Origin of the sequence: Thioclava sp. IC9, assembly GCF_002213225.1 — a bacterium.
In the GTDB taxonomy this organism is placed as follows: domain Bacteria; phylum Pseudomonadota; class Alphaproteobacteria; order Rhodobacterales; family Rhodobacteraceae; genus Thioclava; species Thioclava nitratireducens.
In genome coordinates this window covers 9,764-32,820 of the sequence record NZ_NBNX01000010.1, presented here as the reverse complement: position 1 = coordinate 32,820, position 23,057 = coordinate 9,764, and the positions used below count along the sequence as shown (strand labels likewise).

21 protein-coding genes and 1 riboswitch are annotated in these 23,057 nt (G+C 66.3%); of the genes, 10 read left to right on the top strand and 11 right to left on the bottom strand.

Going from position 1 to position 23,057, the window contains the following annotated elements; all coding sequences use genetic code 11:
• The first annotated feature begins 92 nt into the window (after positions 1–92).
• The 3 genes from B6V76_RS18325 to B6V76_RS18315 all read left to right on the top strand — a co-directional run bounded on the left by B6V76_RS18325 (position 93) and on the right by B6V76_RS18315 (position 5,106).
• Positions 93–1,313 (top strand): M20 family metallo-hydrolase, encoded by a 1,221-nt coding sequence (locus tag B6V76_RS18325; protein ID WP_088728130.1) that lies wholly within the window; start codon positions 93–95, stop codon positions 1,311–1,313.
• A 200-nt stretch (positions 1,314–1,513) separates the two neighbouring features.
• A complete protein-coding gene (locus B6V76_RS18320) occupies positions 1,514–3,880 on the top strand; it encodes a Tex family protein (protein ID WP_088728129.1) in 2,367 nt (788 codons plus the stop codon).
• Between the two features lie 287 nt (positions 3,881–4,167).
• Positions 4,168–5,106 carry a cation diffusion facilitator family transporter gene (locus tag B6V76_RS18315; protein WP_088728128.1) on the top strand — a complete coding sequence of 313 codons (939 nt, stop codon included), beginning with the start codon at positions 4,168–4,170 and terminating at the stop codon, positions 5,104–5,106.
• A 61-nt stretch (positions 5,107–5,167) separates the two neighbouring features.
• On the opposite strand, the gene B6V76_RS18310 is transcribed toward B6V76_RS18315, so the two are convergent.
• From B6V76_RS18310 to B6V76_RS18295, 4 genes are all read right to left on the bottom strand, one after another.
• The gene (locus B6V76_RS18310) at positions 5,168–5,815 is read right to left on the bottom strand and encodes an exopolysaccharide biosynthesis protein (protein ID WP_088728127.1); all 648 of its coding nucleotides are present in this window, start codon (positions 5,813–5,815) and stop codon (positions 5,168–5,170) included.
• 148 nt (positions 5,816–5,963) lie between these two features.
• Entirely contained in the window at positions 5,964–6,827 is an 864-nt protein-coding gene (gene yghU / locus B6V76_RS18305; RefSeq protein WP_088728147.1) for a glutathione-dependent disulfide-bond oxidoreductase, read from the bottom strand.
• 335 nt (positions 6,828–7,162) lie between these two features.
• Positions 7,163–7,588, bottom strand: a complete 426-nt coding sequence (locus tag B6V76_RS18300) for a BLUF domain-containing protein (RefSeq protein ID WP_157771545.1) — start codon at positions 7,586–7,588, stop codon at positions 7,163–7,165.
• 183 nt (positions 7,589–7,771) lie between these two features.
• A complete protein-coding gene (locus B6V76_RS18295) occupies positions 7,772–8,419 on the bottom strand; it encodes a 5-formyltetrahydrofolate cyclo-ligase (protein WP_088728126.1) in 648 nt (215 codons plus the stop codon).
• A gap of 433 nt (positions 8,420–8,852) precedes the next feature.
• Here B6V76_RS18295 and B6V76_RS18290 point away from each other — a divergent pair, with 433 nt between their 5' ends.
• The 7 genes from B6V76_RS18290 (at position 8,853) to B6V76_RS18260 (ending at position 16,792) form a co-directional block, all read left to right on the top strand.
• Complete coding sequence (locus B6V76_RS18290) at positions 8,853–11,219, top strand: S8 family peptidase (protein ID WP_166504633.1); 2,367 nt, start codon at positions 8,853–8,855, stop codon at positions 11,217–11,219.
• An 83-nt stretch (positions 11,220–11,302) separates the two neighbouring features.
• Positions 11,303–11,423, top strand: a riboswitch (TPP riboswitch).
• Positions 11,424–11,537: 114 nt separating this feature from the next.
• Positions 11,538–13,334, top strand: coding sequence for a phosphomethylpyrimidine synthase ThiC (gene thiC, locus B6V76_RS18285; protein WP_088728124.1), 1,797 nt, complete (start codon positions 11,538–11,540; stop codon positions 13,332–13,334).
• A complete protein-coding gene (locus B6V76_RS18280) occupies positions 13,331–14,299 on the top strand; it encodes an FAD-dependent oxidoreductase (protein WP_088728123.1) in 969 nt (322 codons plus the stop codon). The genes thiC and B6V76_RS18280 overlap by 4 nt, the downstream gene beginning before the upstream one ends.
• Positions 14,268–14,465 carry a sulfur carrier protein ThiS gene (gene thiS, locus B6V76_RS18275; protein WP_075777270.1) on the top strand — a complete coding sequence of 66 codons (198 nt, stop codon included), beginning with the start codon at positions 14,268–14,270 and terminating at the stop codon, positions 14,463–14,465. The genes B6V76_RS18280 and thiS overlap by 32 nt, the downstream gene beginning before the upstream one ends.
• A 1-nt stretch (position 14,466) precedes the next feature.
• Positions 14,467–15,234: a thiazole synthase gene (locus B6V76_RS18270; RefSeq protein WP_088728122.1), complete on the top strand. Its 768-nt coding sequence runs from the start codon at positions 14,467–14,469 to the stop codon at positions 15,232–15,234.
• Positions 15,234–15,827 carry a thiamine phosphate synthase gene (locus tag B6V76_RS18265; RefSeq protein WP_088728121.1) on the top strand — a complete coding sequence of 198 codons (594 nt, stop codon included), beginning with the start codon at positions 15,234–15,236 and terminating at the stop codon, positions 15,825–15,827. The genes B6V76_RS18270 and B6V76_RS18265 overlap by 1 nt, the downstream gene beginning before the upstream one ends.
• Positions 15,824–16,792: a HesA/MoeB/ThiF family protein gene (locus B6V76_RS18260; RefSeq protein ID WP_088728146.1), complete on the top strand. Its 969-nt coding sequence runs from the start codon at positions 15,824–15,826 to the stop codon at positions 16,790–16,792. The genes B6V76_RS18265 and B6V76_RS18260 overlap by 4 nt, the downstream gene beginning before the upstream one ends.
• A gap of 48 nt (positions 16,793–16,840) precedes the next feature.
• Here B6V76_RS18260 and B6V76_RS18255 read toward each other — a convergent pair whose 3' ends face one another.
• The 7 genes from B6V76_RS18255 to bioB form a co-directional block, all read right to left on the bottom strand.
• On the bottom strand, positions 16,841–17,404 hold the full coding sequence (locus B6V76_RS18255) for a GntR family transcriptional regulator (protein ID WP_255415034.1): 564 nt from the start codon (positions 17,402–17,404) through the stop codon (positions 16,841–16,843).
• A 75-nt stretch (positions 17,405–17,479) separates the two neighbouring features.
• The gene (locus B6V76_RS18250) at positions 17,480–18,208 is read right to left on the bottom strand and encodes a methyltransferase domain-containing protein (RefSeq protein WP_088728120.1); all 729 of its coding nucleotides are present in this window, start codon (positions 18,206–18,208) and stop codon (positions 17,480–17,482) included.
• Positions 18,205–18,801, bottom strand: a complete 597-nt coding sequence (locus B6V76_RS18245; protein WP_088728119.1) for a pimeloyl-ACP methyl esterase BioG family protein — start codon at positions 18,799–18,801, stop codon at positions 18,205–18,207. Before B6V76_RS18245 ends, B6V76_RS18250 begins: the two co-directional genes overlap by 4 nt.
• The gene (gene bioA, locus B6V76_RS18240; RefSeq protein ID WP_088728118.1) at positions 18,801–20,069 is read right to left on the bottom strand and encodes an adenosylmethionine--8-amino-7-oxononanoate transaminase; all 1,269 of its coding nucleotides are present in this window, start codon (positions 20,067–20,069) and stop codon (positions 18,801–18,803) included. Before bioA ends, B6V76_RS18245 begins: the two co-directional genes overlap by 1 nt.
• Complete coding sequence (gene bioD, locus B6V76_RS18235) at positions 20,069–20,686, bottom strand: dethiobiotin synthase (protein WP_088728117.1); 618 nt, start codon at positions 20,684–20,686, stop codon at positions 20,069–20,071. The genes bioA and bioD overlap by 1 nt, the downstream gene beginning before the upstream one ends.
• Positions 20,683–21,816 (bottom strand): 8-amino-7-oxononanoate synthase, encoded by a 1,134-nt coding sequence (locus tag B6V76_RS18230; RefSeq protein WP_088728116.1) that lies wholly within the window; start codon positions 21,814–21,816, stop codon positions 20,683–20,685. The genes bioD and B6V76_RS18230 overlap by 4 nt, the downstream gene beginning before the upstream one ends.
• Entirely contained in the window at positions 21,813–22,760 is a 948-nt protein-coding gene (bioB, locus tag B6V76_RS18225; RefSeq protein ID WP_088728115.1) for a biotin synthase BioB, read from the bottom strand. Before bioB ends, B6V76_RS18230 begins: the two co-directional genes overlap by 4 nt.
• Between the last annotated feature and the right edge of the window lie 297 nt (positions 22,761–23,057).

The window sequence follows — 23,057 nt, the reverse complement described above, 5'->3', positions numbered from 1 at the left end:
TCTCTGTTGGGGAAACACACTGGCGTTTCTCCTAGACCAATTCACGTCAAAAGAGTAGACAACTATTTATCATGATAAATAGGGGGGGTGCCATGCAGGATTGGGGTGCAGTAGCGCAAGAGCGGCTGGAGACGATCGCGAAAGTCTCCGAGCCGGGTCCCGGCGTGACCCGGCTGCCTTTCGGTCCCGAGCACGAGGCGGCGCTGGAGATCATCACGGATTGGATGCAGAAAGCGCGCTGCAAGGTCACGCTCGATGCGGCGGGCACGCTGATCGGGCGGAGGGAAGGGCCTGAGGGGGCACCCACGCTGCTGATCGGCTCTCATCAGGACAGCGTGCGTGCCGGTGGTGCGTTCGACGGGATCATGGGGGTGGCGCTGGGATGCCTGGCGCTCGAGGCGATTGGCGATCGCGCTCTGCCGTTTTCCGTGGAAGTGCTGGCCTTCGCTGATGAGGAAGGCGTGCGTTTCCCGACCGCGCTGATCGGACCGCGCGCCTTGGCCGGCACGCTCGACCCGTCCGTTTTCGCGATGGTGGACAAGACGGGCGTAAGCCTCGGCGCGGCGCTCGAGGCCTTTGGCGGAGACCCGGAGGGCACCGCGGCGCTCGCGCGCGATCCGGTCAGTGTCGCGGGCTATGTGGAGTTGCATATCGAACAGGGCCCGGTGCTTGAGGGCGAAGACAAGCCGCTCGGCGTCGTCACCGCGATTTCCGGGATCGAGCGGCATCGTGTCACGATCACCGGCGAGGCGGGACATGCGGGCACCGTGCCGATGGAGATGCGCCACGACGCGCTGCTGGCCGCCTCGGATCTGGTGCGCGGCGTGCACGATGTGGCGCGCGATCACGGTATCCGGGCGACGGTCGGGCAGCTCGATGTCTCGCCCAACGTGGTCAACGCGATTCCCGCGCGGGTCGATCTGACCATCGAGATCCGCGCCGCCGAAGACCCGGCCCGTGCCGCAATGGGCGCGGCGCTTGGCCCGCTCTGCGCGCTGATCGCGGAGGCGACGGCTACGCAGATCGAGATCGAGAAGACCTATGCGCAGCCCGCCCAAGCCTGCGATGCAGCGCTGCGAGAGGGGCTCGCCGCAGCTGTGCGCAACGTGACCGGAGAGGCCGCGCCGGAGCTGCCCTCGGGGGCCACGCATGACGCTTCCGCCATGGCCGATCTCTGCCCGATCGCGATGCTGTTTTTGCGCTGCAAGGGCGGGATCAGCCATAACCCGGCCGAATATGCGAGCGCCGGCGATATGGGGCAGGCAGTCTCCGCGCTCGCCGCTTTCCTGTCCGATTTTCGTCTCAAGGCCTGAGGCGGGGTCCCGAACCACGCTAACTCCGTCGGATGGAGAGCCTTCGCGACAAGAGGCGCAGCCAATCTCCCTGCAAACACCCATATCGAACCGATCCGTCCGTCAACAGACCAGCGCAATCCGGCCCGCCCCCGGCCTTGCCCCTTTTCCCCGCTCGAGGAGGCGGGTATTGCTGGCGGCCCGACTTTCAGGAGACAGCCTTGGCCCACACCGATTCCGCCCCCGTCCAAGCCCGCATCGCGCAGACCATTGCCACGGATATCGCGGCGCAGCCCGCGCAGGTGACCGCGGCGATCGGGCTTCTCGATGGCGGGGCGACCGTGCCCTTCGTGGCCCGCTACCGCAAGGAGGTCACGGGCGGGCTCGACGATACGCAGCTGCGGACGCTCTCGGAACGGCTGGGTTACCTGCGCGAGATGGAGGCGCGGCGCGAGACGATCCTCAACTCGATCCGCGAGCAGGGCAAGCTGACCGACGATCTGGCGCGCTCGATCGCGCGGGCCGAAAGCAAGGCGGCGCTCGAGGATATCTACCTGCCCTTCAAGCCCAAGCGCCGCACCAAGGCGATGATCGCGCGCGAGAACGGGTTGGAGCCGCTGTTGCGCGCCATTCAGGAAGACCGGCACGCCGCGCCTGAAGAGCTGGCGGAAGAATACGTGACCGAGGCGGTGCCGACGGTGAAGGACGCCCTGACCGGCGCGCGCGACATCCTGACCGAGGAACTGTCGGAAAACGCCGAGCTGCTTGGCAATTTGCGCGACTTCATGCGCGCCGAGGCCTTCATCGCCGCGCGCGTCGTGCCGGGCAAAGAAGAGGCGGGCGCGAAGTTCTCGGATTATTTCGACCATCGCGAGAAATGGGCCGACATTCCCGGCCACCGGGCGCTCGCCATCCTGCGCGCCGCGAAGGAAGAGATCGTGACGATGGAGATCGCGCCCGATCCAGAGACCGGTGAAGACCGCGCGATCGGCAAGATCGCAGCGACCCTAGACACGCAGGCCGGACGCCCGGGCGATCTGTGGCTGCGCGACGTGGCGCGGTGGGCGTGGCGGGTGAAATTCTCGGTCTCACTCTATGTCGATCTGCTGGGCGAGCTGCGTCAGCGCGCCCATGACGAGGCTATCAAAGTCTTCGCGCGCAACCTGCATGACCTGCTTCTGGCTGCCCCGGCCGGTCCGCGCGCGACGCTCGGCCTCGATCCGGGCATCCGCACCGGGGTGAAGGCGGCGGTGGTCGATGCGACCGGCAAGCTTCTGGAGACCGCGACGCTCTACCCGTTCCAGCCGAAGATGGACCTGCGCGGCGCCGAGGCGAAGATCATCGACATGGTCAAGCGCCACGGGATCGAGCTGATCGCGATCGGCAACGGCACCGCCAGCCGCGAGACCGAACGGATGGTCGCGGATACCCTGAAGCTGCTGCCGCCGGGGGTGCGCGCGCCGACGAAAGTGGTGGTCTCGGAAGCCGGGGCGTCGGTCTATTCGGCTTCGGAACTGGCCGCGCGCGAATTCCCCGATCTGGATGTCAGCTTGCGCGGCGCGGTCTCGATCGCGCGGCGCTTGCAGGACCCGCTCGCGGAACTCGTGAAGATCGAACCGCAGAGCATCGGCGTCGGGCAATATCAGCACGACGTGGATCAGCGCCGCCTGTCGCAAGCGCTGGAGGCGGTCGTCGAAGATGCGGTGAACGCGGTGGGCGTGGACCTGAACATGGCCTCCGCACCGCTTCTGGCGCAGGTGGCGGGGCTTGGGCCCGCGCTGGCGCAGGCCATCGTCGCGCATCGCGACGCGCATGGCGCCTTCCCCTCGCGGCGCGCGCTGATGGAAGTGGCGGGGCTCGGCCCCAAGGCCTTCGAGCAATGCGCGGGCTTCCTGCGTATCCGCGATGGCGAAGAGCCGCTCGATGCCTCGTCCGTCCACCCCGAAGCCTACGCGGTCGCGCGCAAGATCGTGCAAAGCTGCGGCCGCGACATCCGCGAGATCATGGGCCAGCCGACGGCGTTGAAAGGCCTGCGTGCAGAGCAGTTCGTGACCGACGAGTTCGGCCTGCCCACCATTCGCGATATCTTCGCGGAACTGGAAAAACCCGGTCGCGATCCGCGCCCCACCTTCAAGACCGCGCAATTCACCGACGGGGTCGAGGACATCAAGGATCTCAAGCCGGGGATGAGCCTCGAGGGCACCGTGACCAACGTCGCAGCCTTTGGCGCTTTCGTGGATATCGGCGTGCATCAGGACGGTCTGGTGCATGTCAGCCAGCTCGCAGATCGCTTCGTGAAGGATCCGCATGAGGTGGTGAAGGCGGGCGACGTGGTGCGCGTGCGCGTGACCGAGGTCGACATCCCGCGCAAACGGATCGGCCTGTCGATGCGCAAGCAATCCGAGGGCGGCGCTCCTGCGCGGGGCAACGGCCCGGCGCGGCAAGACAAGCGGCAGGATCGGGGTAAACCCGGCCCGCAAGGCCCCCGTGGCAAAGGGGCCGGCAAGGGGCAAGGCAAGGCGCCAGCAAAAGACAGCGGCAATGGTGCCTTCGGCGCGGCGCTGCGCGATGCGATGAACCGGCGCTGAATCCGGGCAGGCGGGGCAGGGCGTGAGGCGCGGCTGTCTCGCGGGTCTATGCTATGCTCGCGGAAGGCTCCGCGGGACGAAATGACCACGGAGCCTCCGCCTGCAGCACGCCTTTCGCAAAGTGGCGTCATCGCGAGGCTTCGGTCGAAGTCTCCGCCAGGCTATGCGAACCTTTGCCACGGCTCCGCGCCCGATGCGCCACGGGGCCGGACCAAGGCCAAGGAACCTTCGGCCCCTTCCGTCGTTGCCTCCACGACCTCAGCAGCAACACCGGAACACGCGCCGACATGGCACACGACCACAGTCACAGCCACGACCATGGACATGGCGGACCGGGGCATTCCCATGCGCCGGCGACATTCGGCAAGGCGTTTGCCATCGGCATTGCACTGAATACGCTCTACGTCTGTCTCGAGGCCGCCTTCGGCCTGATCTCGGGCTCGCTCGCGCTGCTGGCCGATGCCGGGCATAACCTGTCGGACGTGTTCGGCCTCGCCATCGCCTGGTTCGCGACCTGGCTGGAGCGCAAGCCGCCCTCGGGACGCAAGACCTATGGCTACAAACGCGCGCCGATCCTCGCCTCCCTGGCGAATGCGGCCATCCTTCTGGTCGCGGTCGGCGCCATCGTCTGGGAGGCCGTTCGCCGCCTGCTCGACCCGCAGCCTGTGGGCAGCGACACCATCCTCTGGGTCGCCGTGGTGGGGCTGATCGTCAACACCGGCACCGCCCTTCTGTTCATGCGCGGTCGCAACAGCGACCTCAACATCAAGGGCGCCTTCCTGCACATGGCCGCCGACGCCGCAGTCACCGCAGGTGTGATCGTCGCGGCGCTGCTGATCATGTGGTTCGGCTGGCAATGGCTGGACCCGGTTTTCAGCTTGGTGATCGCTGCGGTGATCCTGGTGGGCACATGGGGCCTGCTGCGCGACAGCGTGAAGCTGGCGATGGATACCGTGCCTCCGGGGATCGATCTGGAGGATGTGCGGGCCCGGCTGGAGAACCTGCCCGGCGTCGCCAGCCTGCACGATCTGCACGTCTGGGCGTTGAGCACGACGGACACGGCCCTCACCTGCCACCTGGTGATGCCGGAGGGTCGGCCCGATGACGCTTTCCTGCTGAACGCGGCCGATGAGCTGCACGAACATCACGGGATCGGACACGCTACCTTGCAAGTCGAGACCGACCCCGCCAAGGCCTGTCGCCTTGCGCCCGAGGATGTGGTGTAGGCGGAGGCGGGGGAGGCCGGATCAAGCGATCCTTGGCCCGAACTGGTGCTGCGATTGCGGCTCAGAGCATCAGCCAGACGGCGCAGCCAGCGATCAGGAGCAATGCGTAACCGACGGCCACGATCACCCCGTCACGCGCCAGAATCCCAAGAGAAAACGCCGCGATCGGAAGCCCGACCAAGGGAACCGTTACCGGGATGGCCCCGAGGATAAGCAAGGATCCCCCGGTCACGATGAGGATCACCGCGATCGCGGAGATCGAGACGTTGCCGCGGGCGAGGGGCTCCCATCTGCGATGCATATGCCTGCGCAGCCAGTCAGCGGCCGGACGCAGTCTTTCGGCCGCCTTGCGAACGCGGTCCGCCGGGATCTCGCGTTTGGCCAAGAAGCCCGGCAACCAGATGCCGTTTCGACCGAGGAGCGTGTAGAACCCGATAAGCGCGACCAGTGTCCCGAGCGCACCGCCAATGCCGGGGATCATGCCGACCGGGAGGATCATGAAGATCGCGGCGATCATCAGCAGCGGCGCATGGCCCTGCGAGCCGATTTCCCTGGTCAGTTCGCCGAGCGTAATGGTTTCTTGCCCCTCGGTGAGCCGCTGCAGCCGCTCGATCATTGTCGGGACAGCTTCGGGCCCCGCTTGAGCGTCATTCGAGGTCGCCGCGGACCCGTCCGCGTGGCTTGCCGATGGTTCGATCTTCTTGCTCATTCAGAAACAACAGGTCCGGAGGCCGCGTGTTCCCGAAGACAGGCCTCGTGCCGGTCGGTTTCGTCGCGATCGCGTTCATATCGCTTCATGCAAAGGCCCCGGCGCGACAGTTGCGCCGGGGCCAAATCATCCAAAACGGGTCGGTCGCTCAGACCTTGTCTTGCGTCTTCGTCTCGAAGTCGCGCGCGGAATGGCGTTCGTGGAGTTGTTCCGCCGGATCGCCGTTCGTGCGGTTGACCATTCGGCCCCGCTTCACCGCAGGACGCTCGAAAATCGTGTCGGCCCAACGCAGCACGTTCTTGTATTCATGCACCGACAGGAACTCCGCCGCGTCATAGAGCCATCCCTTCACCAGCCCGCCATACCACGGGAAGACCGCGATATCGGCGATGGTGTAGTCGTCGCCTCCCAGATAAGGCGTTTCGGCGAGGCGGCGGTCGAGAACGTCGAGCTGGCGTTTGACCTCCATCGCGAAGCGGTTGATCGGGTATTCCATCTTGGTCGGCGCGTAGGCGTAGAAATGCCCGAAGCCGCCGCCCAGATAGGGCCCGCTGCCCATCTGCCAGAACAGCCAGGACAGGCACTCGGCGCGCTTGGCCGGCTCGGTCGGCAGGAACGCCCCGAATTTCTCGGCCAGATAGGTCAGGATCGCACCGGATTCGAAGACGCGGATCGGCTCGGGGCCGGAGCGGTCCATCAGGGCCGGGATCTTGGAGTTCGGGTTGATCTCGACGAAGCCGGAGCTGAACTGGTCACCCTTGCTGATATCGATCAGCCAGGCGTCGTATTCCGCGTCCTCGTGACCAAGTTCGAGAAGCTCCTCGAACATGATCGTCACCTTCTGACCGTTGGGGGTCGCGAGGGAATAGAGCTGGAAGGGATGCTTGCCCACGGGCAGCGACTTGTCATGGGTCGGCCCCGCAATGGGGCGGTTGATGCTGGCGAAACGTCCGCCGCTTTCCTGAGACCAAGTCCATACCCGGGGAGGCACGTAATCGTCGCTATCACTCACCTTGAAATCTCCGTCTTGTTGGTGCGTCAGGCTCGGCAATGCACAGCCGGACGCCGCAATTCCATCGGCACGACGATCTTCCGACCGGCGCCCCGTTTCTGTCTCTCCGCCTTCGCATCGCCTCGAAGAGTCCTCGTAGACATAGCGGGACTTTGGCGCTGTCCAAGGAAAGAGCCGGGAAGATCCGTGTGATCCGGGCGCTATGACCTTCCTCGGGGCGGTGGCCCCGGTCTGCGGATGTCGCTCACTGGGGCGTGACGAACCTTTGGAGATGCAGGCGCGGACGCCTCAACGAAGGCTGGTATCTTCGGAACGATCGGCGAGGTCGTTTCCTGCTAGGCGGCGATTTCTTCCCAGTCGTCTTTCGAGAGAACCTTGCAGAGATCCTCAATGGCCGCTTGTGTCATCTTTTCCGGTGCGAAGCTGCCGTCGATTTCGTAGCGGCTCAGGATCTCCCGTTTTATCCCGGACGTCTGGATCAGGTGCATGCTCCATTCCGCGAAGAGGCGATGTTCCGCGTCCCCTGCACATAAGATACGGATATCGTCGTGCCGAGGATCGCCCAGCAGGCGGAGCAGACATTTTGCGACCGCGTCCCGCTCACCCTCGAGAAGTTGCATGAAACTGCGATCACTGACGATCAGGGCGCCCGTGATGCCATCACGCAAATTATTGATGCGGGATTTCTCGAGGATATCGTCGACGGTTTCAGGCTGCAGATCGCGGTGCCTGGATGAATAGACAAGTCTGGTCAACTGCAAGATGCAAACCCTCCGGCATTTTCATTTTTTTAGACCGAATGCTCGCGCGCGCCGACGCTGTCAAGCGCCATGGCTGCGCACGTCCCCGCTGAGAGCACTGAATGTCGCGGGCTGCCGATCGTGGCGATCGGTGAACGTTGAGGGGAGCTTTTTTGTCACCTGACAGGCAGATACTTCAGCGCGCTACCTCTTCAGGTGCGTCCCGTCCGACAAGAGCGCCTCGTCCATCGGCACGTCCCAGGGCATCGGATAGATCGTGGGCAGTTGGCAGCCCGCAAACCCAACGCCGATGGTCCGCGGCGGCGTCTCGATCCGTGCCAGCGTCCGGTCGTAATAGCCGCCGCCGTTGCCGAGGCGGTGAAGGGTCTCGTCGACACCCACGAGCGGCGCGATTACCACGTCCGGGCGTCTGGGTTCGCCAGAAGCCGGCACGAGGATGTTCCAGATGCCGCGCGCCATCCGGCAGTCCGGGCTCCAAGTGTGGAATTCCAGCGGCGCATCTTTCGCGGTGACGACGGGCAACAGGATCTGCGTCCCCGCCTCGTGGACCCTGCACATCCACGACCGCAGGTCCGGCTCGCCCCTGATCGGCCAGTAGACGGCGACGGTCTGGCCCGCTCGGGGGGCGACGAGCCGGTCGAGACCTTCGATCAGGCAGGCGGTCGCGCGCTCTCGATCGTCCGCGCACAGGGTGCGTAACTTGAGCAGCCGCGCGCGCTCGGCCCGTCTGAACCGCGCCACGTCGCGGGCGGTCTCGGGATCGAGGGGGTGTCCGTCGACCAGCAGATGGGCGAAGCAGGCGGGGCTGCCTCCGGCGCTGTCCTCTTCCATCGTCAAGCCATCCCTGCGTGCTGCGCCCTCGATAGTCGGACCCGCGCGCCGGATTTTCAAGCACGCCTCGCGGCGACCGCGCCGGAAGGGCACCGTTCAGACCTGCTGACCACTGGCGACGGGCTTCAATTATTCGTGTTCGGCGTTTTTCCGACAGGCACCCTTTCGCGATTTCGGTCATAAGGCGTTCGCGAAGGCGACATCGGGACATTCGGCGAAGGATCGTCGGCACCTCGTTCGCCTCAAAGTGACCCCCCTTACGAGTTCTCGGTGGCGCGATAGATCGCCGTCAACAAATCCCGACGTGTTGGATTGGCACCGGAAACAGGCGCTGTCGACGCGCGTGGGGACGTACAGGAACGCAGCTCCCATGCAGGCAAAGATGACCGGAATATCCTCTCAACGGGCTGAATTTTCAGCGAAAGGGCTTTTGATGAAAGGCGGATACTTTCTGGCGGCGACGGCTTTGTCGTCGCTTGTCGTGACCCCGGCCCATGCGCGGGACCTCAGCGAGCACATCCGGCTGGCAGGTCGTGCAACAGTCTCCTACGGGCTGGTGCAGGACCGTCCCGCGGCGCCCGGCGCGGCCGACATCTCTTCGCAGGGAATCGCCGCGAATTCCACTACGGTGACCGGCTCCAACAGCATGCTGCTTCTCTTGGGTCTCGGTGCGGTGGGGCTGGCCGCGGCTGCGGGGGCGGGCGGCGGAGGTTCCTCGGGTTCTTCGGGCGCGAGCGACACACAGCCGCCATCGCCGGGCATTGCGCCGCGTCTTGGGACCGGCGGCAGCGTCAGCAGCTTCGAGACCAAGGAATATTACGCGAGCGGCGGTCTCGCTCAGACCGAGGCGGCGTATCGTTATGCTGAAGGGGCCTACGGGCTCGGCACACTCGTGTCGGTCTACGACACCGGGGCGGATGTGACCCATCCCGATCTCGCCGACAATATCGATGGTGCCCTCTCCTACAGCTATTTCGACAACAGTTCCGATGTCACCGACAGGGACGGGCACGGCACGCACGTGGCCGGGGTCATCGCCGGTGTGCAGAACGGGCAGGGGATCGAGGGGATCGCCTGGGGGTCCAAGCTGATGATCCTGAAAGGCGTCGGAGGCTCGGTGCCTGCGGGCAGCTATGCGGATGCGATCACGCGGTCGGTCAAGGCCGGGGCCGCCTCGATGAACAACAGCTGGTCCTATGTGGACAGCACGGACAAGACGCTTACGATCGACCAGTTTTCGAGCGCCGACCAGATCCGTCTGCAGCTCGGATCGGCCACGATCGACGCGCTCGATGCAGCCGCGAAAGCGGGCATGGTCAGCGTGTTCGCCGCGGGTAACGACGGCGGCGCCAATCCCAGCGTGATGGCCGGCCTGCCGGAATACTTCCCGGAAATGGACGGCTCGATCCTCGGCGTCGTGGCCGTCGACAACAACCATCAGATCGCGAGCTTTTCCAACCGCTGCGGCGAGGCGATGAATTACTGCCTCGCGGCGCCCGGCGTGAGCATCCTCTCGACCTATCCGAGCGATCTCGGCGGCGATTACGCCTACATGAGCGGGACTTCCATGGCGACGCCCTATGTCACCGGCGCGGTCGCGGTGCTCAAGAGCGAATTCCCCGAGCTGACAGGTCAGCAAATCGTGCAGATCCTCGAGACCAGCGCGACCGATCTCGGCGCGGTCGGAATCGACCCGGTTTATGGCTGGGGAGAGCTCAATCTGCGGCAGGCACAGGCACCTGCCGGGACGCTGAAGGTCGAGACGACCAGCTCTCTCGACGGCCCCTCCGTGCCTGCCGCCCGAAGCGCGATCAGCGCAAGCCGCGGCGTCGCCGGGGCCCTGCGCGCGACGCTCTCCAACCAGCGGATGATCGTCACCGATGCCTATGATCGGGGCTATCATGTGCCGACCAGCAGCTTCGTGGCGGATTACGCGGATGCCAGCGCCGCCCGAGCCGCGACGGAAGCCTTCGCGATGGGACGGACGGATGCGATCAATCTGAGCGCGGGCACCGGCACCTTGTCACTGTCGCGCGGCGACGGTTCTGCGATTGCCGGAACAGGCTGGGTCGACAGCGCCGCGATGGCCGCGCCATACCTGAAATCTTTCGATGCCACATCCGCGCTGCATTACGAAATCGGCCTCGGCGACGGGCTGTCGGCGTCGATTTCGCAGGCAGGCGGCGGGGCTGGAGATATCACCTCGCATTACATCGCCGGCTCGCTCAGTGCCCGGTTTGGCGTTGGCAAGCTCTCGATGACCGTCGGCAGCCTGCATGAAGACGGCGGCTTCCTGGGAACCTCGGTGGGCGGCGCGTTCGGTGGCGGCCTGTCCAGCGATACCCGCTTCGTTCAGCTCGGCATGAACGTCGCCCTCGGTGACGGCACCTCTCTCGCGTTCACCGCGGCCAATGGCAGTTCGAACTTCTCCGGAGACGGTTTGCTTCGCTCCGGCAGCGGGCTGCACTCGAACGCCTATGCCGTGGGCCTGAGCAAGACAGGGTTTCTGTCCGGCGATGATCGTGTCTCCATCGGGATTTCGACGCCGATCTCGCTTGCCTCGGGCAAGATGACGATGAGCGTGCCGACCGCCGTCGGGGCCGCCGTCGGAAACACGCGCTCCGACAAGGTGGTGATGACGACCTCCTCGGTGAATATCGAAAGCGCAGCACCTCAGCCCGACCTTCAGTTCGGCTATTCGCGCACGGCGGGGATCGGTCGTCTCGGCGCGGGGCTTGTCTACGAACCCGGGAAGCGTTCCGCGGTGGGGGTTTCGCTGGGATGGACGGCGCGCTTTTGAACCGCTGACGCCGGGCGCGCCGATCACGACCGCCGGATGCCACGCGGACGCGCCTTGCCAGGTTCGCACTTCGCTCCTACAACAGGATCACGCAGGGGAGTCCCGCTTAGGGGACTGAGAGGCTGACAGGGTGAAAACCCGGTGACGCGACCCTTTGAACCTGACCCAGTTGATACTGGCGTAGGAAGCTAGGCGAGCAGACCGGGAAGAGTCTTTCTCTCGTTGCGAGCCATGACAAAAGGCCGTTCGGCCTTTGGTTTCCCAAGCGTCTCTCAATTGGTGTCCTTTGAGATCGAATGCTTGAGGAGCACCGAAACGATGAACATTCCCAACCCCAAGATCACCACCGGTCCGCTGCCGGCGTCGCGCAAGATCTACGTCGAGGGCGCTTTGCATGAAGGTCTGCGCGTGCCGATGCGCGAGATCGCCGTGCACCCCACTGCCGGGGAAGCACCGCTGCCGGTCTATGACAGTTCGGGCCCTTACACCGACCCCGAGGTCACGACCGATATCAATGCCGGTCTCGCGCCGCTGCGCCGGGCATGGATCGAGGCGCGCGGCGATGTCGAGAGATATACCGGGCGCGATGTCCGACCCGAGGATAACGGCTTTGCCCAAGGGGCGCGGCTGACGCCGGAATTCCCGGTCAGGCGGCAACCGATGCGGGCCAAGGGCGACCGCGCGGTAACGCAGCTGGCCTACGCCCGCGCCGGGATCATCACGCCCGAGATGGAGTTCGTCGCGATCCGCGAGAACCAGTTGCGCGAGGACGTGGGACCGCGCGACGGGCAGGACTGGGGTGCAAACCTGCCCGATTACGTGACGCCGGATTTCGTGCGCGACGAGATCGCAGCGGGCCGCGCGATCATTCCGGCCAATATCAACCACCCGGAATCCGAGCCGATGATTATCGGGCGCAATTTCCTCGTGAAGATCAACGCCAATATGGGCACTTCCGCCGTCACCTCCTCGATGGAGGAAGAGGTCGACAAGCTTGTCTGGGCGATCCGCTGGGGCGCCGACACGGTGATGGACCTCTCGACCGGGCGCAACATCCACAACACCCGCGAATGGATCATCCGAAACAGCCCCGTGCCGATCGGGACCGTGCCGATCTATCAGGCGCTGGAGAAGGTGAACGGGATCGCCGAGGACCTGACATGGGAGGTCTTCCGCGACACGCTGATCGAACAGGCCGAGCAGGGCGTCGACTACTTCACGATCCATGCAGGGGTGCGTTTGCACATGGTGCCAATGACGGTGGAGCGCGTGACCGGGATCGTCAGCCGGGGCGGCTCGATCATGGCGAAATGGTGCCTGCATCACCACAAGGAGAGCTTCCTCTACGAGCATTTCGAAGAGATCTGCGACATCTGCCGCCGCTACGACGTCTCGTTCAGCCTCGGCGACGGGCTGCGGCCGGGCTCGATCGCGGATGCCAATGACGCTGCGCAATTTGCCGAGCTGGAGACGCTGGGCGAACTGACGAAGATCGCCTGGGCGAAGGACTGTCAGGTGATGATCGAGGGGCCCGGTCATGTGGCCATGCACAAGATCAAGGAGAACATGGACAAGCAGCTGGAGTGCTGCCACGAAGCGCCGTTCTACACGCTCGGTCCGCTGACCACGGATATCGCGCCGGGTTACGACCACATCACCTCGGGGATCGGGGCGGCGATGATCGGTTGGTTCGGCTGCGCGATGCTGTGCTACGTCACGCCGAAGGAACATCTGGGCCTGCCCGACCGCGACGACGTGAAGACCGGCGTGATCACCTACAAGATCGCCGCCCATGCCGCCGATCTGGCCAAGGGGCTGCCCGGGGCGCAGCGGCGCGACGATGCGCTGAGCCGTGCGCGTTTCGAGTTCCGCTGGGAAGACCAGTTCAACCTCTCGCTCGACCCCGATACCGCCCGCGAATTCCACGACGAGACGATGCCGAAAGAGGCGCACAAGGTCGCGCATTTCTGCTCCATGTGCGGGCCGAAATTCTGCTCGATGCGGATTTCGCACGACATCCGCGCCGAGGCGCAGAAAGAGGGGATGGAGAGCATGGCCGCCAAGTTCCGCGAAGGCGGGGAGCTTTATGTGCCCCTCAAGGGATCGGGCGAATGATCACCATCGCAGGCGGCGGCCTCGCGGGGCTGTCCTCGGCGCTCGAACTGGCGCGCGCCGGGGCTGCGGTGCGGGTCTTCGAGGCGGCAGAGGAGATCGGGGCGGGCAGCGTGTCACGCTATGCGGGCGGGATGCTGGCGCCGTGGTGCGAAGCCGAAAGCGCCGAGGAGGCGGTGGTCACGCTGGGCGCGCGCGCGGCAGACTGGTGGGCCGAGATCACGCCGGTCACGCGGCGCGGCACGCTGGTCCTCGCCCCACCGCGCGACAGTGCGGAACTGACGCGCTTCGCCCGCCGCACCTCGGGCCATCGCACGCTCGATCAGGCGGCGATCACCGAGATGGAGCCGTCCCTCGCGGGGCGGTTCGCACGCGGGCTGTATTTCGTGGACGAGGCGCATCTCGACCCGCGCCGCGCGCTGCGCGATCTGGCGCGGGCCGCGCGTGACGCCGGGGTCGATATTGAGCTGGGAACCAAGGCCCCCGCGCAGGTGGATCTCGATTGCACCGGCTTTGCCGCCGACCTGCCCGACCTGCGCCCGGTGCGCGGCGAGATGGCCATCCTGCACTGCCCGGAGGTCGAGATCACCCGCACCCTGCGTCTGCTGCACCCGCGCATCCCGCTCTATCTCGTGCCGCGCGGGCAGGGCGTCTACATGATTGGCGCGACGATGATCGAAAGCGCCGCGACGCGCCCGATTACGCTGCGCTCGCTGACCGAAATGCTCAGCGCCGCTTTCACGCTGCATCCCGGCTTTGCCGAGGCGAGCGTGATCGAGACCGGGGCAGGGCTGCGCCCGGCCTATCCCGACAACCTGCCCCGCCTCGAGAGGCACGGCGGGACGCTTCATCTCAACGGGCTTTATCGCCACGGCTTCCTGCTTGCGCCTGCGATGGCGGCCCGTGTCACGCAACATTTCTTTCCGGAGGGCTCCGATGCAGATCATCGTCAACGCGAAACCGCATGAGATTGCCGCGCAGGACCTCGCAGCCGCGCTGGCGGAGCTGGGCTTTGCCAATCCCGCCATCGCCACCGCGCTGAACGGACAGTTCGTGCCCCGGGCCAACCGCGCGGACACGCGGCTTGCCGAGGGCGACCGGCTCGAAGTGCTCGCGCCGATGCAGGGAGGCTGAGATGAAACTCTATGACACCGAACTCACCTCGGCGCTGCTTCTGGGCACGGCGCAATATCCCTCGCCCGCGATCTTGTGCGAGGCGATCCGCGCCAGCGGCTGCGAGGTCATCACCGTAAGCCTGCGCCGCGAGGCCACGGACGGCGCGGGCACGCAGTTCTGGGACATGCTGCGCGAGACCGGGATGCGGGTGCTTCCCAACACCGCGGGTTGCCATTCCGCGCAGGAGGCCGTCACCACCGCGCGGATGGCGCGCGAGGTCTTCGGCACCGATTGGATCAAGCTGGAGGTGATCGGCCATGCCGACACGCTGCAACCCGATGTCTTCGCGCTCGTCGAGGCGGCGGGGGCCCTCGCGCGCGATGGCTTCAAGGTCTTTCCCTACACGACCGACGATCTGGTCGTCGGCGAGCGGTTGCTGGAGGCCGGGTGCGAGGTGCTGATGCCATGGGGCGCGCCGATCGGTTCGGGGCAGGGGCTGCGCAACCCCGATGCGCTGCGCGCGATGCGGGCGCATTTCCCGACCCTGCCGCTGATCGTCGATGCGGGGGTCGGGCGACCCTCGGATGCGGCGCAGGCGATGGAGCTGGGGATGGACGGGGTGCTCTTGAACACCGCTGTGGCGAAAGCCGGCGACCCGGTCGGCATGGCACGCGCGATGGCGCTCGCGGTGCAGGCGGGCCGCGCGGGGCATCTTGCCGATCCGATGGAGCGGCGCGACATGGCCGTGCCCTCGACCCCGGTTCTGGGGCTGGCGGAGTTGATGTGATGGAGCGGTTCTACCTGATCACCTCGAATGTCGCGCAGCTGGAGCGTCTGGTGCCGCAGGGCGTCCGGCTGGTGCAGCTGCGGCTCAAGGACGTCCCGCCCGCCGAGACCCGCCGCCAGATTGCGCGGGCGCGGGATGTCTGCGCCCGCCACGGCGCGCAGCTTGTGGTGAACGACTATTGGCAAGAGGCGCTCGACCTGGGCTGCCGTTTCGTCCATCTCGGGCAGGAAGACATGGACACGGCGGACTTGCCCGCGCTGCGCCGCGCCGGGATACGCTTTGGCCTGTCGACCCATGACGAGGCAGAGCTGGACCGGGCGCTAGGGCAGGACCCTGCCTATGTGGCGCTCGGGCCGGTCTATCCGACGAAGCTGAAGAAGATGAAATGGGCGCCGCAGGGGCTGGAGCGCGTGACCCGCCGGAAGGCGCTGACGGGGGGCGTGCCGCTGGTCGCGATCGGGGGGCTGACGCCAGAGCGCGCGCCCGGTGTGTTCGCGGCAGGCGCCGACAGCCTCGCGGTCGTCACCGATATCCAGCAGGCGCCCGACCCGGAGGCGCGCGTGCGCGCGTGGCTGAGGGCCTGCGCGCCATGAGCCGCTATGCCCGCCAGATGATCCTGCCCGAGATCGGCGCGGCGGGGCAGGCGAAGCTGACTGCCGCGCATGTTGCCGTCATCGGGGCCGGGGGCTTGGGCTGTCCGGTGCTGCAATATCTCGCCGGGGCGGGCGTGGGACGGCTGACGATCTTCGATCCCGACATGGTCGAGGAAAGCAACCTGCACCGCCAGCCGCTCTATCGGATGGCCGATCTCGGACGCCCCAAGGTCGAAGCCGCGCGCGACGCGCTGCGCGCCCTCAACCCGCAGATCGCGGTCGAGGCGCGCGCTACCGCGCTCGGGCCGCAACGGGCGGAGAAGATCGCGGCGGAGGCAGATCTGGTGATCGATGCCGCCGATAGTTTCGCGGTGTCCTACATCCTTTCCGATGCTTGCCTGAGGGCGCGGACCCCGCTGATCTCCGCGAGCGTTCTGGGCCAGACCGGCTATGTCGGCGGCTTTTGCGGTGAGGCACCCTCGCTGCGCGCGGTCTTCCCGGACCTTCCCGCTTCCGGCGCGAGCTGTGCCACCGCGGGCGTGCTGGGCCCGGTGGTTGGTGTGATCGGCTCGCTGCAGGCGCAGATCGCGCTGCGCGTGCTCCTTGGGGCCGACCCGCCCGCCTTGGGCCGGATGCTCACCGCCGATCTGGCGGAGCTTTGCTTCGGCGGGTTCAGCTTTCTCGGCACGCCCGAGCCGGAAAGGCCGCTGCGGTTTGTGTCGGCCGACATGCTGTGTGAAGGCGATCTTGTGGTCGACCTGCGCGGTGAAGACGAAGCGCGCTCGCCGATTTCCGCCGGGGCCGTCAGGCTGCCCGGTTCGGAACTGACGGCGCTGGAGCCCGCCTCCGGTCAGCGGGTCGTTCTGTGCTGCGCCTCGGGCCTGCGGGCGTGGCGGGCCGCGCGCGATCTTCAAGAACGCGGTTTCGAGGCGCTCGCCTTGCTCGCCGCCAAGGCGGATGGGTGATGCAGCGCCGGAGGTTTCCGCGTCGAGGTCGCGTGCGGCGCGGCCGGTTCAGTTCAGCCGCTGCAGATGGCGCGTCAGAATTGCGGCGGCGGACTTGGCGTCCTGACGCCGGATCGCGCTCATGATGCCGTGGTGATCCTTGTCGATGCGCGGGCGCCAGCGCGCGCGGTAATGGACGAGGATGTAGCGGGCCGCGAGGTTCTGCATGTTCTCGACCGATTCCAGCAGGCGCGGCATCTCGCAGGCCTCGTAGATCTTGATGTGGAACGCGCGATTCTGCTCTTCCCAGTCGTAGATGTTGGAGGCCTGATCGCAGGCCTGACGCAGCTCGTCTGCCTGTTGCACCTGTGCGGGCGTCAGGTTGGGCACCGAGTGCAGAAGCGTGAGCGGTTCGAGCGCCAGCCGCATAAGTTTCAGCTCGCGCTGCGCCAGCGGATCCAGCGGCGCGACGTGAACCCCCTTGTTGGGCCGGGACACCACCAGCCCGCGCGCGGACAGCTTGAGCAGGGCTTCGCGGACCGGCACATGGCTCACGTTGAACTCTGCGGCGACATAATCCTGCCGGAGACGTTCGCCCGCAATCAATTCGCCGCGAATGATGCGGCGGGCCAGTTCGTCGGCGATCAGGTCGGGGGTGGGCGCGGCAGGAATGGTCTCGGACTTTCAAGGGGGCGTGTGGGCCGAAGGTCAGGGCATGCGGGCAATACAGCAGGACGGATGGTAGGTCAAAGTCAGAGGGCCGTCTCGGTCCATCCGCTTCATCAGGTGACGCAGGCGCGGCGCCGACAGTTGCCCGCCCATCAGCCCGTTGACCCCGGTCGCGCGAAGATGCCCGAACAGTGCCCGCGCATCGGGGAAATCCAGACGGATGGTCTCGTCCCACGCGGCGATCACCTCCATGTGCCGGGGCATGTCGTGGCTCAGTCCGTCCGCGTCACGATAGGAGGGGGCACCCGCGGCAAGCCCCAGCCGTGCGAGTTCCGGGAAATTCCCGGGACCGAAACTGGTGACGGCGAGAAGCCCGCCGGGGACGAGGGTGTCGGACGCCTTGCGAAGGAGTTTACGCGGCGCGGCCAACCATTGCAGCATCGACGTCGAGGCGACCAGATCAAGGCGATCCGGCAAATCGATTTCGGTCGCATCCCCCCCGAGGGCGTGGACGCGGGTCCGCTCTGGCCAGTGCAGATGGGGCAGCGGCGCTGCGAGGTCGTTGAGCCAGATTTCCCGTGGCTCGAGCTGCAGAAGGTGGCGCGTCAGAAGGCCGGTGCCATGGCCAAGCTCGATAACCCGCGCCCCGCGTTGCATCATCGGGGTCAGGCGTTCGCTCAACCGTGCCGCGATCCGGGCCTGAACCGAGGCTGCCCCGTCATAGCTTGCCAAATGGCGCGAGAAGGCTGCGGCGATACGCTCTTTCATTCGATGATCTCCTGCCAGTTCCGCCAGTGGGCGAACGGGAAATGGCCCGTGTCGACCCAGTCGATCGGCTGGCCTGGCCAGGCAGCGGTCATCGCGTCGGCGGGGAAGATGCGATCCTTGCGCGCCGCGATGATCCGGTCGAATGCGCCGACCGGCGCCGGGGGCCGAGCCCTGAGCGCGCGCAGCTCGTCGCCCAATGCGGCAATGTCGGGCGCCTGCGGTTGCGGCAGCCCTGCGCGGCGCGCGAAGCGGGCAAGGCTCTGGCGGTCAAGGCCGGCGAGGGTGCCGTCATAAATGTCCGCGCCGATGGTGCGGCGTGGGTCGGTCGCGCCGCAGATCGCGATGGCACGCTCGGGGCGCAGACCACCCAGATGCCGCGCCGCCACTGCCACCCCCATCGAATAGGCGACGAGCGTGATCCGGTCATGCCTCTCTATCCATGCGGGATCGAAGGTTTCGTTACGGTAATCGCTCAGGATCAACAGGTCACTGTCGCCTGCCAGAAGTTCGATCTCGGCGGTCTCAGTGGCCCAGCCGGAATAGAACATCACCAGATGCGGATGCCCCCGCTGCCTGGTCCAACGCGCTCGCATCAAAGCCCCTTCGCAATGGTGAGCATGGCATGGGTGACGCGGCTCAGCTCGTCGGGTTCGATGCTCAGGGGCGGCATGGCGTAGAGGAGCCGTCCCAAGGGACGCAGCCAGACACCGCTTTCCATGCAGAACCGGTGCACGCGACCGACGGGCAGCGGGGCCTCCATCTCGATGACGCCGATCGCGCCGAGCGTGCGCAGGTCGCGAACGCCCGTCATGGCTCGGGCTGGGGCCAGTTCGGTGGCGAGCTGTGTCTCGATGGCGCGGGCTCGGGCCGACCAGTCGCGGCCTTTCCACAGATCCATGGCCGCCGAGGCAACGGCGCAGGCCAGCGGATTGGCCATGAAGGTCGGGCCGTGCATCAGGGCGCCGACAGTCGCGGCCAGCTCCTTGGTCGTGATCGTGGCGGCGAGGGTCATCATGCCGCCGGTGAGCGCCTTGCCGAGGCAGAGGATGTCGGGGGTGACGCCTGCCGTCTCCATCGCGAAATCGGCCCCCGTGCGGCTGAATCCGGTGGCGATCTCGTCGAAGATCAGGTGGATGCCGAAGTGGTCGCACAGGGCGCGCAATCCGCGCAGGTAGCCGGGGTGATGGAAATGCATTCCGCCGGCTCCCTGAACGACGGGTTCGATGATGAAGGCCGCGATGCGGTCGCCGTGGGTGCGGAACAGCGTCTCCACTTCTGCCAGCCCGTTGCGCACGGGATCCTCGCTCCACTGCGCTTCGAAGGGGATCGGCGGGCGCGAGACGAAGTGCTGCGCCGAGAGGGCGCGTCCGAACTGGGCGTGCATGCCGGTCTCGGGATCGCTCAGGCTCATCGCCTTCCACGTGTCGCCATGATAGCCGCCCCGCGCGGTTGCGAGGTCCGTGCGGTGGGGATGGCCTCGGTTCACCTGCGACTGGGCGGCCATTTTCACCGCCACTTCGACCGCGACCGACCCGCTGTCGGAATAGAAGATCTGATCGAGCCCGGCGGGCATCGCCGCGACGAGCTGTCTGGTGAGATCGATCACGGGCTGATGGGTGAGGCCTGCGAACATCACATGCGGGAGAACCTCGGCCTGATCCTTCAGCGCCTGAACGAGGGGCGCCGGCGCATGGCCAAAGGCCGCGGCCCACCACGAGGACATGGCGTCGATCATCCGTCCCCCGTCGTCGCGGGTCAGCCAGATTCCCTCCGCCGCAACGATCCTGTGCAGGCGCTGCGGGCGGGCGCGTTCGGTATAGGGATGCCAGACATGCGCCTGTTCGAAAGCCATATCCTTCATCACAGTGCTCCCTGGATGCGATCGAGATCGAGCCGCCGGGCCGCATCGCGCAATCCTTGTGTCGTCAGATCGGACATGAAGGGTAGGCGGCCCAGCGACGGCAGCTCGGCGATGCGGCAAATGGTGTCCTGACTGTCGGCCACCTCGTCGCCGACGAAGGCGATACCGACGAGGGGCACTCCCCGGGCGCGCAGGGCTTCGATTGTCAGCAGGCTGTGATTGATCGTGCCGAGCGTGGTCCGCGCGACGACGATCACGGGCGCGCCCCAGTCCGCCATCTGGTCGGCATAGAGACGGTTGCTGTTCAAGGGCACCAGCGCACCGCCCGCGCCTTCGATGACGAGCGGGCCTTTCACCTCGGGCAGCTTCAGAGAACCGATCTCAACCCGGTCCAGCCTCGCCGCGAGATGGGGAGAGGCCGGGGTGCGCAGACGGCATGCCTCCGGCAGGGTGGGCCGCCCCGTGAGCCGCGCGACGGTTTCGCTGTCGGTTTCCTCGTCCAGCCCGGCCTGCACAGGCTTCCAGTAGCTCGCCTGAAGCGTGAGTGTCAGCGCCGCGCTGAAGACGGTCTTGCCGATGCCGGTATCGGTGCCGGTGACGACGATGGGTGAGGTCATGGGGTAAGCTCCGGTGCAAGGGTGGACAGGGTGCCGAACAGGGTGTCGATGTCGCGAGGCTGCAACCCGCCCGTCAGCGAGATGCGCAGCCGTGCCGTGCCTTTGGGGACCGTCGGCGGGCGCACGGCCCGCAGGTCGAGCCCCGCCGCCTGCAGCCCCTGCGCGAGACGGGTAGCGGCATGATCTTCGCCGACGATCAGCGGTATGATCTGACTGCCGTGATGGTCCAGGCCGATGCTTTCCGCCGCATGATGGGCGTGCTGGCGGAGCGCTGCGGCATGGTTTCCCCATCGCGGCTGGGTTTGCAGCATATGCAGCGAGTGCCGGACGGCCGCCGCCATCAGCGGCGAGGGCGCTGTGGCATAAATGAAGGGCCGCGCCCGGTTGATCAGGGTTCGGATGATCACGCTGTCGGCGCAGATCAGCGCCCCGCTCGCGCCGAGCGCCTTGCCGCAGGTGTGGATCACGATCATCGGCACGTCGCAGCCCATCGGGGCGAGCCCCCGGCCATCGACGCCGTAGAGACCCGTCGCGTGGGCTTCGTCGAGGATCAGGGTGGCGTCATGGTCCCGGGCGATCGCGACGAAATCCGCCAGCGGCGCGAAGTCGCCATCCATCGAATAGAGCGTCTCCAGGGCCAGCCAGACCCGGCCTTTGCCGCCATGCTCACGCCAGCTCCGGATCTGGGCGGCGGCGTCCTGGGCGTCGTTGTGGCGAAAGCTGCGCAGGTCCGCCGCGCCGAGCCGCATGCCCTCATGCATGCTGGCGTGGACCAGCGCATCGTGCAGCACCAGATCGCCGCTCATCGGCAGACAGGTCAGGATCGCCTGATTGGCCTGAAAGCCGCCGCCCATGTAGAGACAGGCGTCCGCCCCGAAGAACGCGGCGGCTTCGGTTTCGAGCCGCTCGAATTCCGCGTCATTGCCCCGCAGCAGCCGCGAGCCGCCCGATCCCACCGGGATACCTCGTGCCAGCGCGTCCGTGATGCTTTGGGCGAGTTCCGCGGAGTCGCGCAGTCCCAGATAGTCGTTCGACGCGAAATCGAGACCTTTGCTGGGGATCAGCTCCCGAAGCCGCCCTCTCGCCTCGAGCTGCGCGAGGCGCGAGGCATGACGAGGATAGGGGTTCATGGCTGATCCGCAGTCTCTGGCAGCGCCTCGGGGACCAGTCCGAGACGGGCGAAGAGCAACGCGTCCTTGCTGTCCTCGGGGTTGTCAGCCGTCAACAACGTGTCGCCCACGAAGATCGAGTTCGCCCCCGCGAAGAAGCACATCGCCTGCAGCTCATCGGACATCGCGCTGCGCCCCGCAGAGAGACGGACATAGGAGCTCGGCGCGAGTATCCGCGTCGTGGCGATGGCCCGCACGAGCTCGAACGGATCGAGCGGCGGCGTGTCGGCCATCGGAGTGCCGGGCATCGGGATCAGGAGGTTGATCGGGATGGATTTCGGCGGCTCCGGCAGATCGGCGAGGGTCTGGATCATGCTGATGCGATCTTCCGCCGTCTCGCCCATGCCCAGAATGCCGCCCGAGCAGACATTGATCCCGGCCTGCCGCACGCGCTCGAGCGTCTCGATCCTGTCGGCGAAGCTGCGGGTCGAGACGATGGCGGAATAGAACTCCTCGGAGGTGTCGATGTTGTGGTTGTAGTAATCGAGCCCCGCCTGCCTGAGCTGTACCACCTGTTCGTCGTCCAGCATCCCGAGGGTCATGCAGGTCTCCAGCCCCATCGCCTTGACGCCCTCGACCATGGCGATGACCGCGGGCATGTCGCGTGGCTTTGGCGAGCGCCACGCCGCCCCCATGCAGTAGCGCGTGGCGCCTGCCGCCTTGGCCTCGCGCGCTTCTGCAAGAACCCTCTCCACTTCCATCAATTTCGATGCGCTGAGCTCGGAGCCGTTGCGCGCCGACTGTGCGCAATAGGCGCAATCCTCGGGGCAGCCTCCGGTCTTGATCGAAAGCAGCTTGGCGCATTGGATCCTGTTCGGATCGAAATTCGCCCTGTGCACGCCATGGGCGCGGGACAGCAAGTCCATCAGCGGAAGATTATAGATTTTATGTGCGCGATCTTTCATGACGACCCATCTCTTGACTGTGGTGGTCAGAAGATGACGCGGCGCGGCATATCTCAATTTGCAAAGAAATCTATTGTCGACGCGCTTAGGGGGTCGTCTAATAGTATGAAATAAAATAAAAATCAATGAAGTCTCTGAGCGGTCGAGGTGCAGGGAGGCGTAAACGCTAACTATTATCTATAATCAGGCCGGCGGTGCCGCGATGTGCGGATGGGCACCGCCTCGCGGCCTCTGGTGCGCGGCGCCTTTTGCTATCGCTCGGAAAAAAGCGGCCCCTCGCCGCGCGGTCGGGTGGTC

Bases quoted from the DNA above. Each gene is read 5' to 3' on its own strand.
- B6V76_RS18325 (WP_088728130.1), top strand. From the start codon at position 93: ATGCAGGATTGGGGTGCAGTAGCGCAAGAGCGGCTGGAGACGATCGCG.
- B6V76_RS18315 (WP_088728128.1), top strand. From the start codon at position 4,168: ATGGCACACGACCACAGTCACAGCCACGACCATGGACATGGCGGACCG.
- B6V76_RS18310 (WP_088728127.1), bottom strand. From the start codon at position 5,815: ATGAGCAAGAAGATCGAACCATCGGCAAGCCACGCGGACGGGTCCGCG.
- B6V76_RS18295 (WP_088728126.1), bottom strand. From the start codon at position 8,419: ATGGAAGAGGACAGCGCCGGAGGCAGCCCCGCCTGCTTCGCCCATCTG.
- B6V76_RS18290 (WP_166504633.1), top strand. From the start codon at position 8,853: ATGAAAGGCGGATACTTTCTGGCGGCGACGGCTTTGTCGTCGCTTGTC.
- thiC (WP_088728124.1), top strand. From the start codon at position 11,538: ATGAACATTCCCAACCCCAAGATCACCACCGGTCCGCTGCCGGCGTCG.
- B6V76_RS18280 (WP_088728123.1), top strand. From the start codon at position 13,331: ATGATCACCATCGCAGGCGGCGGCCTCGCGGGGCTGTCCTCGGCGCTC.
- thiS (WP_075777270.1), top strand. From the start codon at position 14,268: ATGCAGATCATCGTCAACGCGAAACCGCATGAGATTGCCGCGCAGGAC.
- B6V76_RS18270 (WP_088728122.1), top strand. From the start codon at position 14,467: ATGAAACTCTATGACACCGAACTCACCTCGGCGCTGCTTCTGGGCACG.
- B6V76_RS18265 (WP_088728121.1), top strand. From the start codon at position 15,234: ATGGAGCGGTTCTACCTGATCACCTCGAATGTCGCGCAGCTGGAGCGT.
- B6V76_RS18260 (WP_088728146.1), top strand. From the start codon at position 15,824: ATGAGCCGCTATGCCCGCCAGATGATCCTGCCCGAGATCGGCGCGGCG.
- B6V76_RS18250 (WP_088728120.1), bottom strand. From the start codon at position 18,208: ATGAAAGAGCGTATCGCCGCAGCCTTCTCGCGCCATTTGGCAAGCTAT.
- B6V76_RS18245 (WP_088728119.1), bottom strand. From the start codon at position 18,801: ATGCGAGCGCGTTGGACCAGGCAGCGGGGGCATCCGCATCTGGTGATG.
- bioA (WP_088728118.1), bottom strand. From the start codon at position 20,069: ATGAAGGATATGGCTTTCGAACAGGCGCATGTCTGGCATCCCTATACC.
- bioD (WP_088728117.1), bottom strand. From the start codon at position 20,686: ATGACCTCACCCATCGTCGTCACCGGCACCGATACCGGCATCGGCAAG.
- B6V76_RS18230 (WP_088728116.1), bottom strand. From the start codon at position 21,816: ATGAACCCCTATCCTCGTCATGCCTCGCGCCTCGCGCAGCTCGAGGCG.
- bioB (WP_088728115.1), bottom strand. From the start codon at position 22,760: ATGAAAGATCGCGCACATAAAATCTATAATCTTCCGCTGATGGACTTG.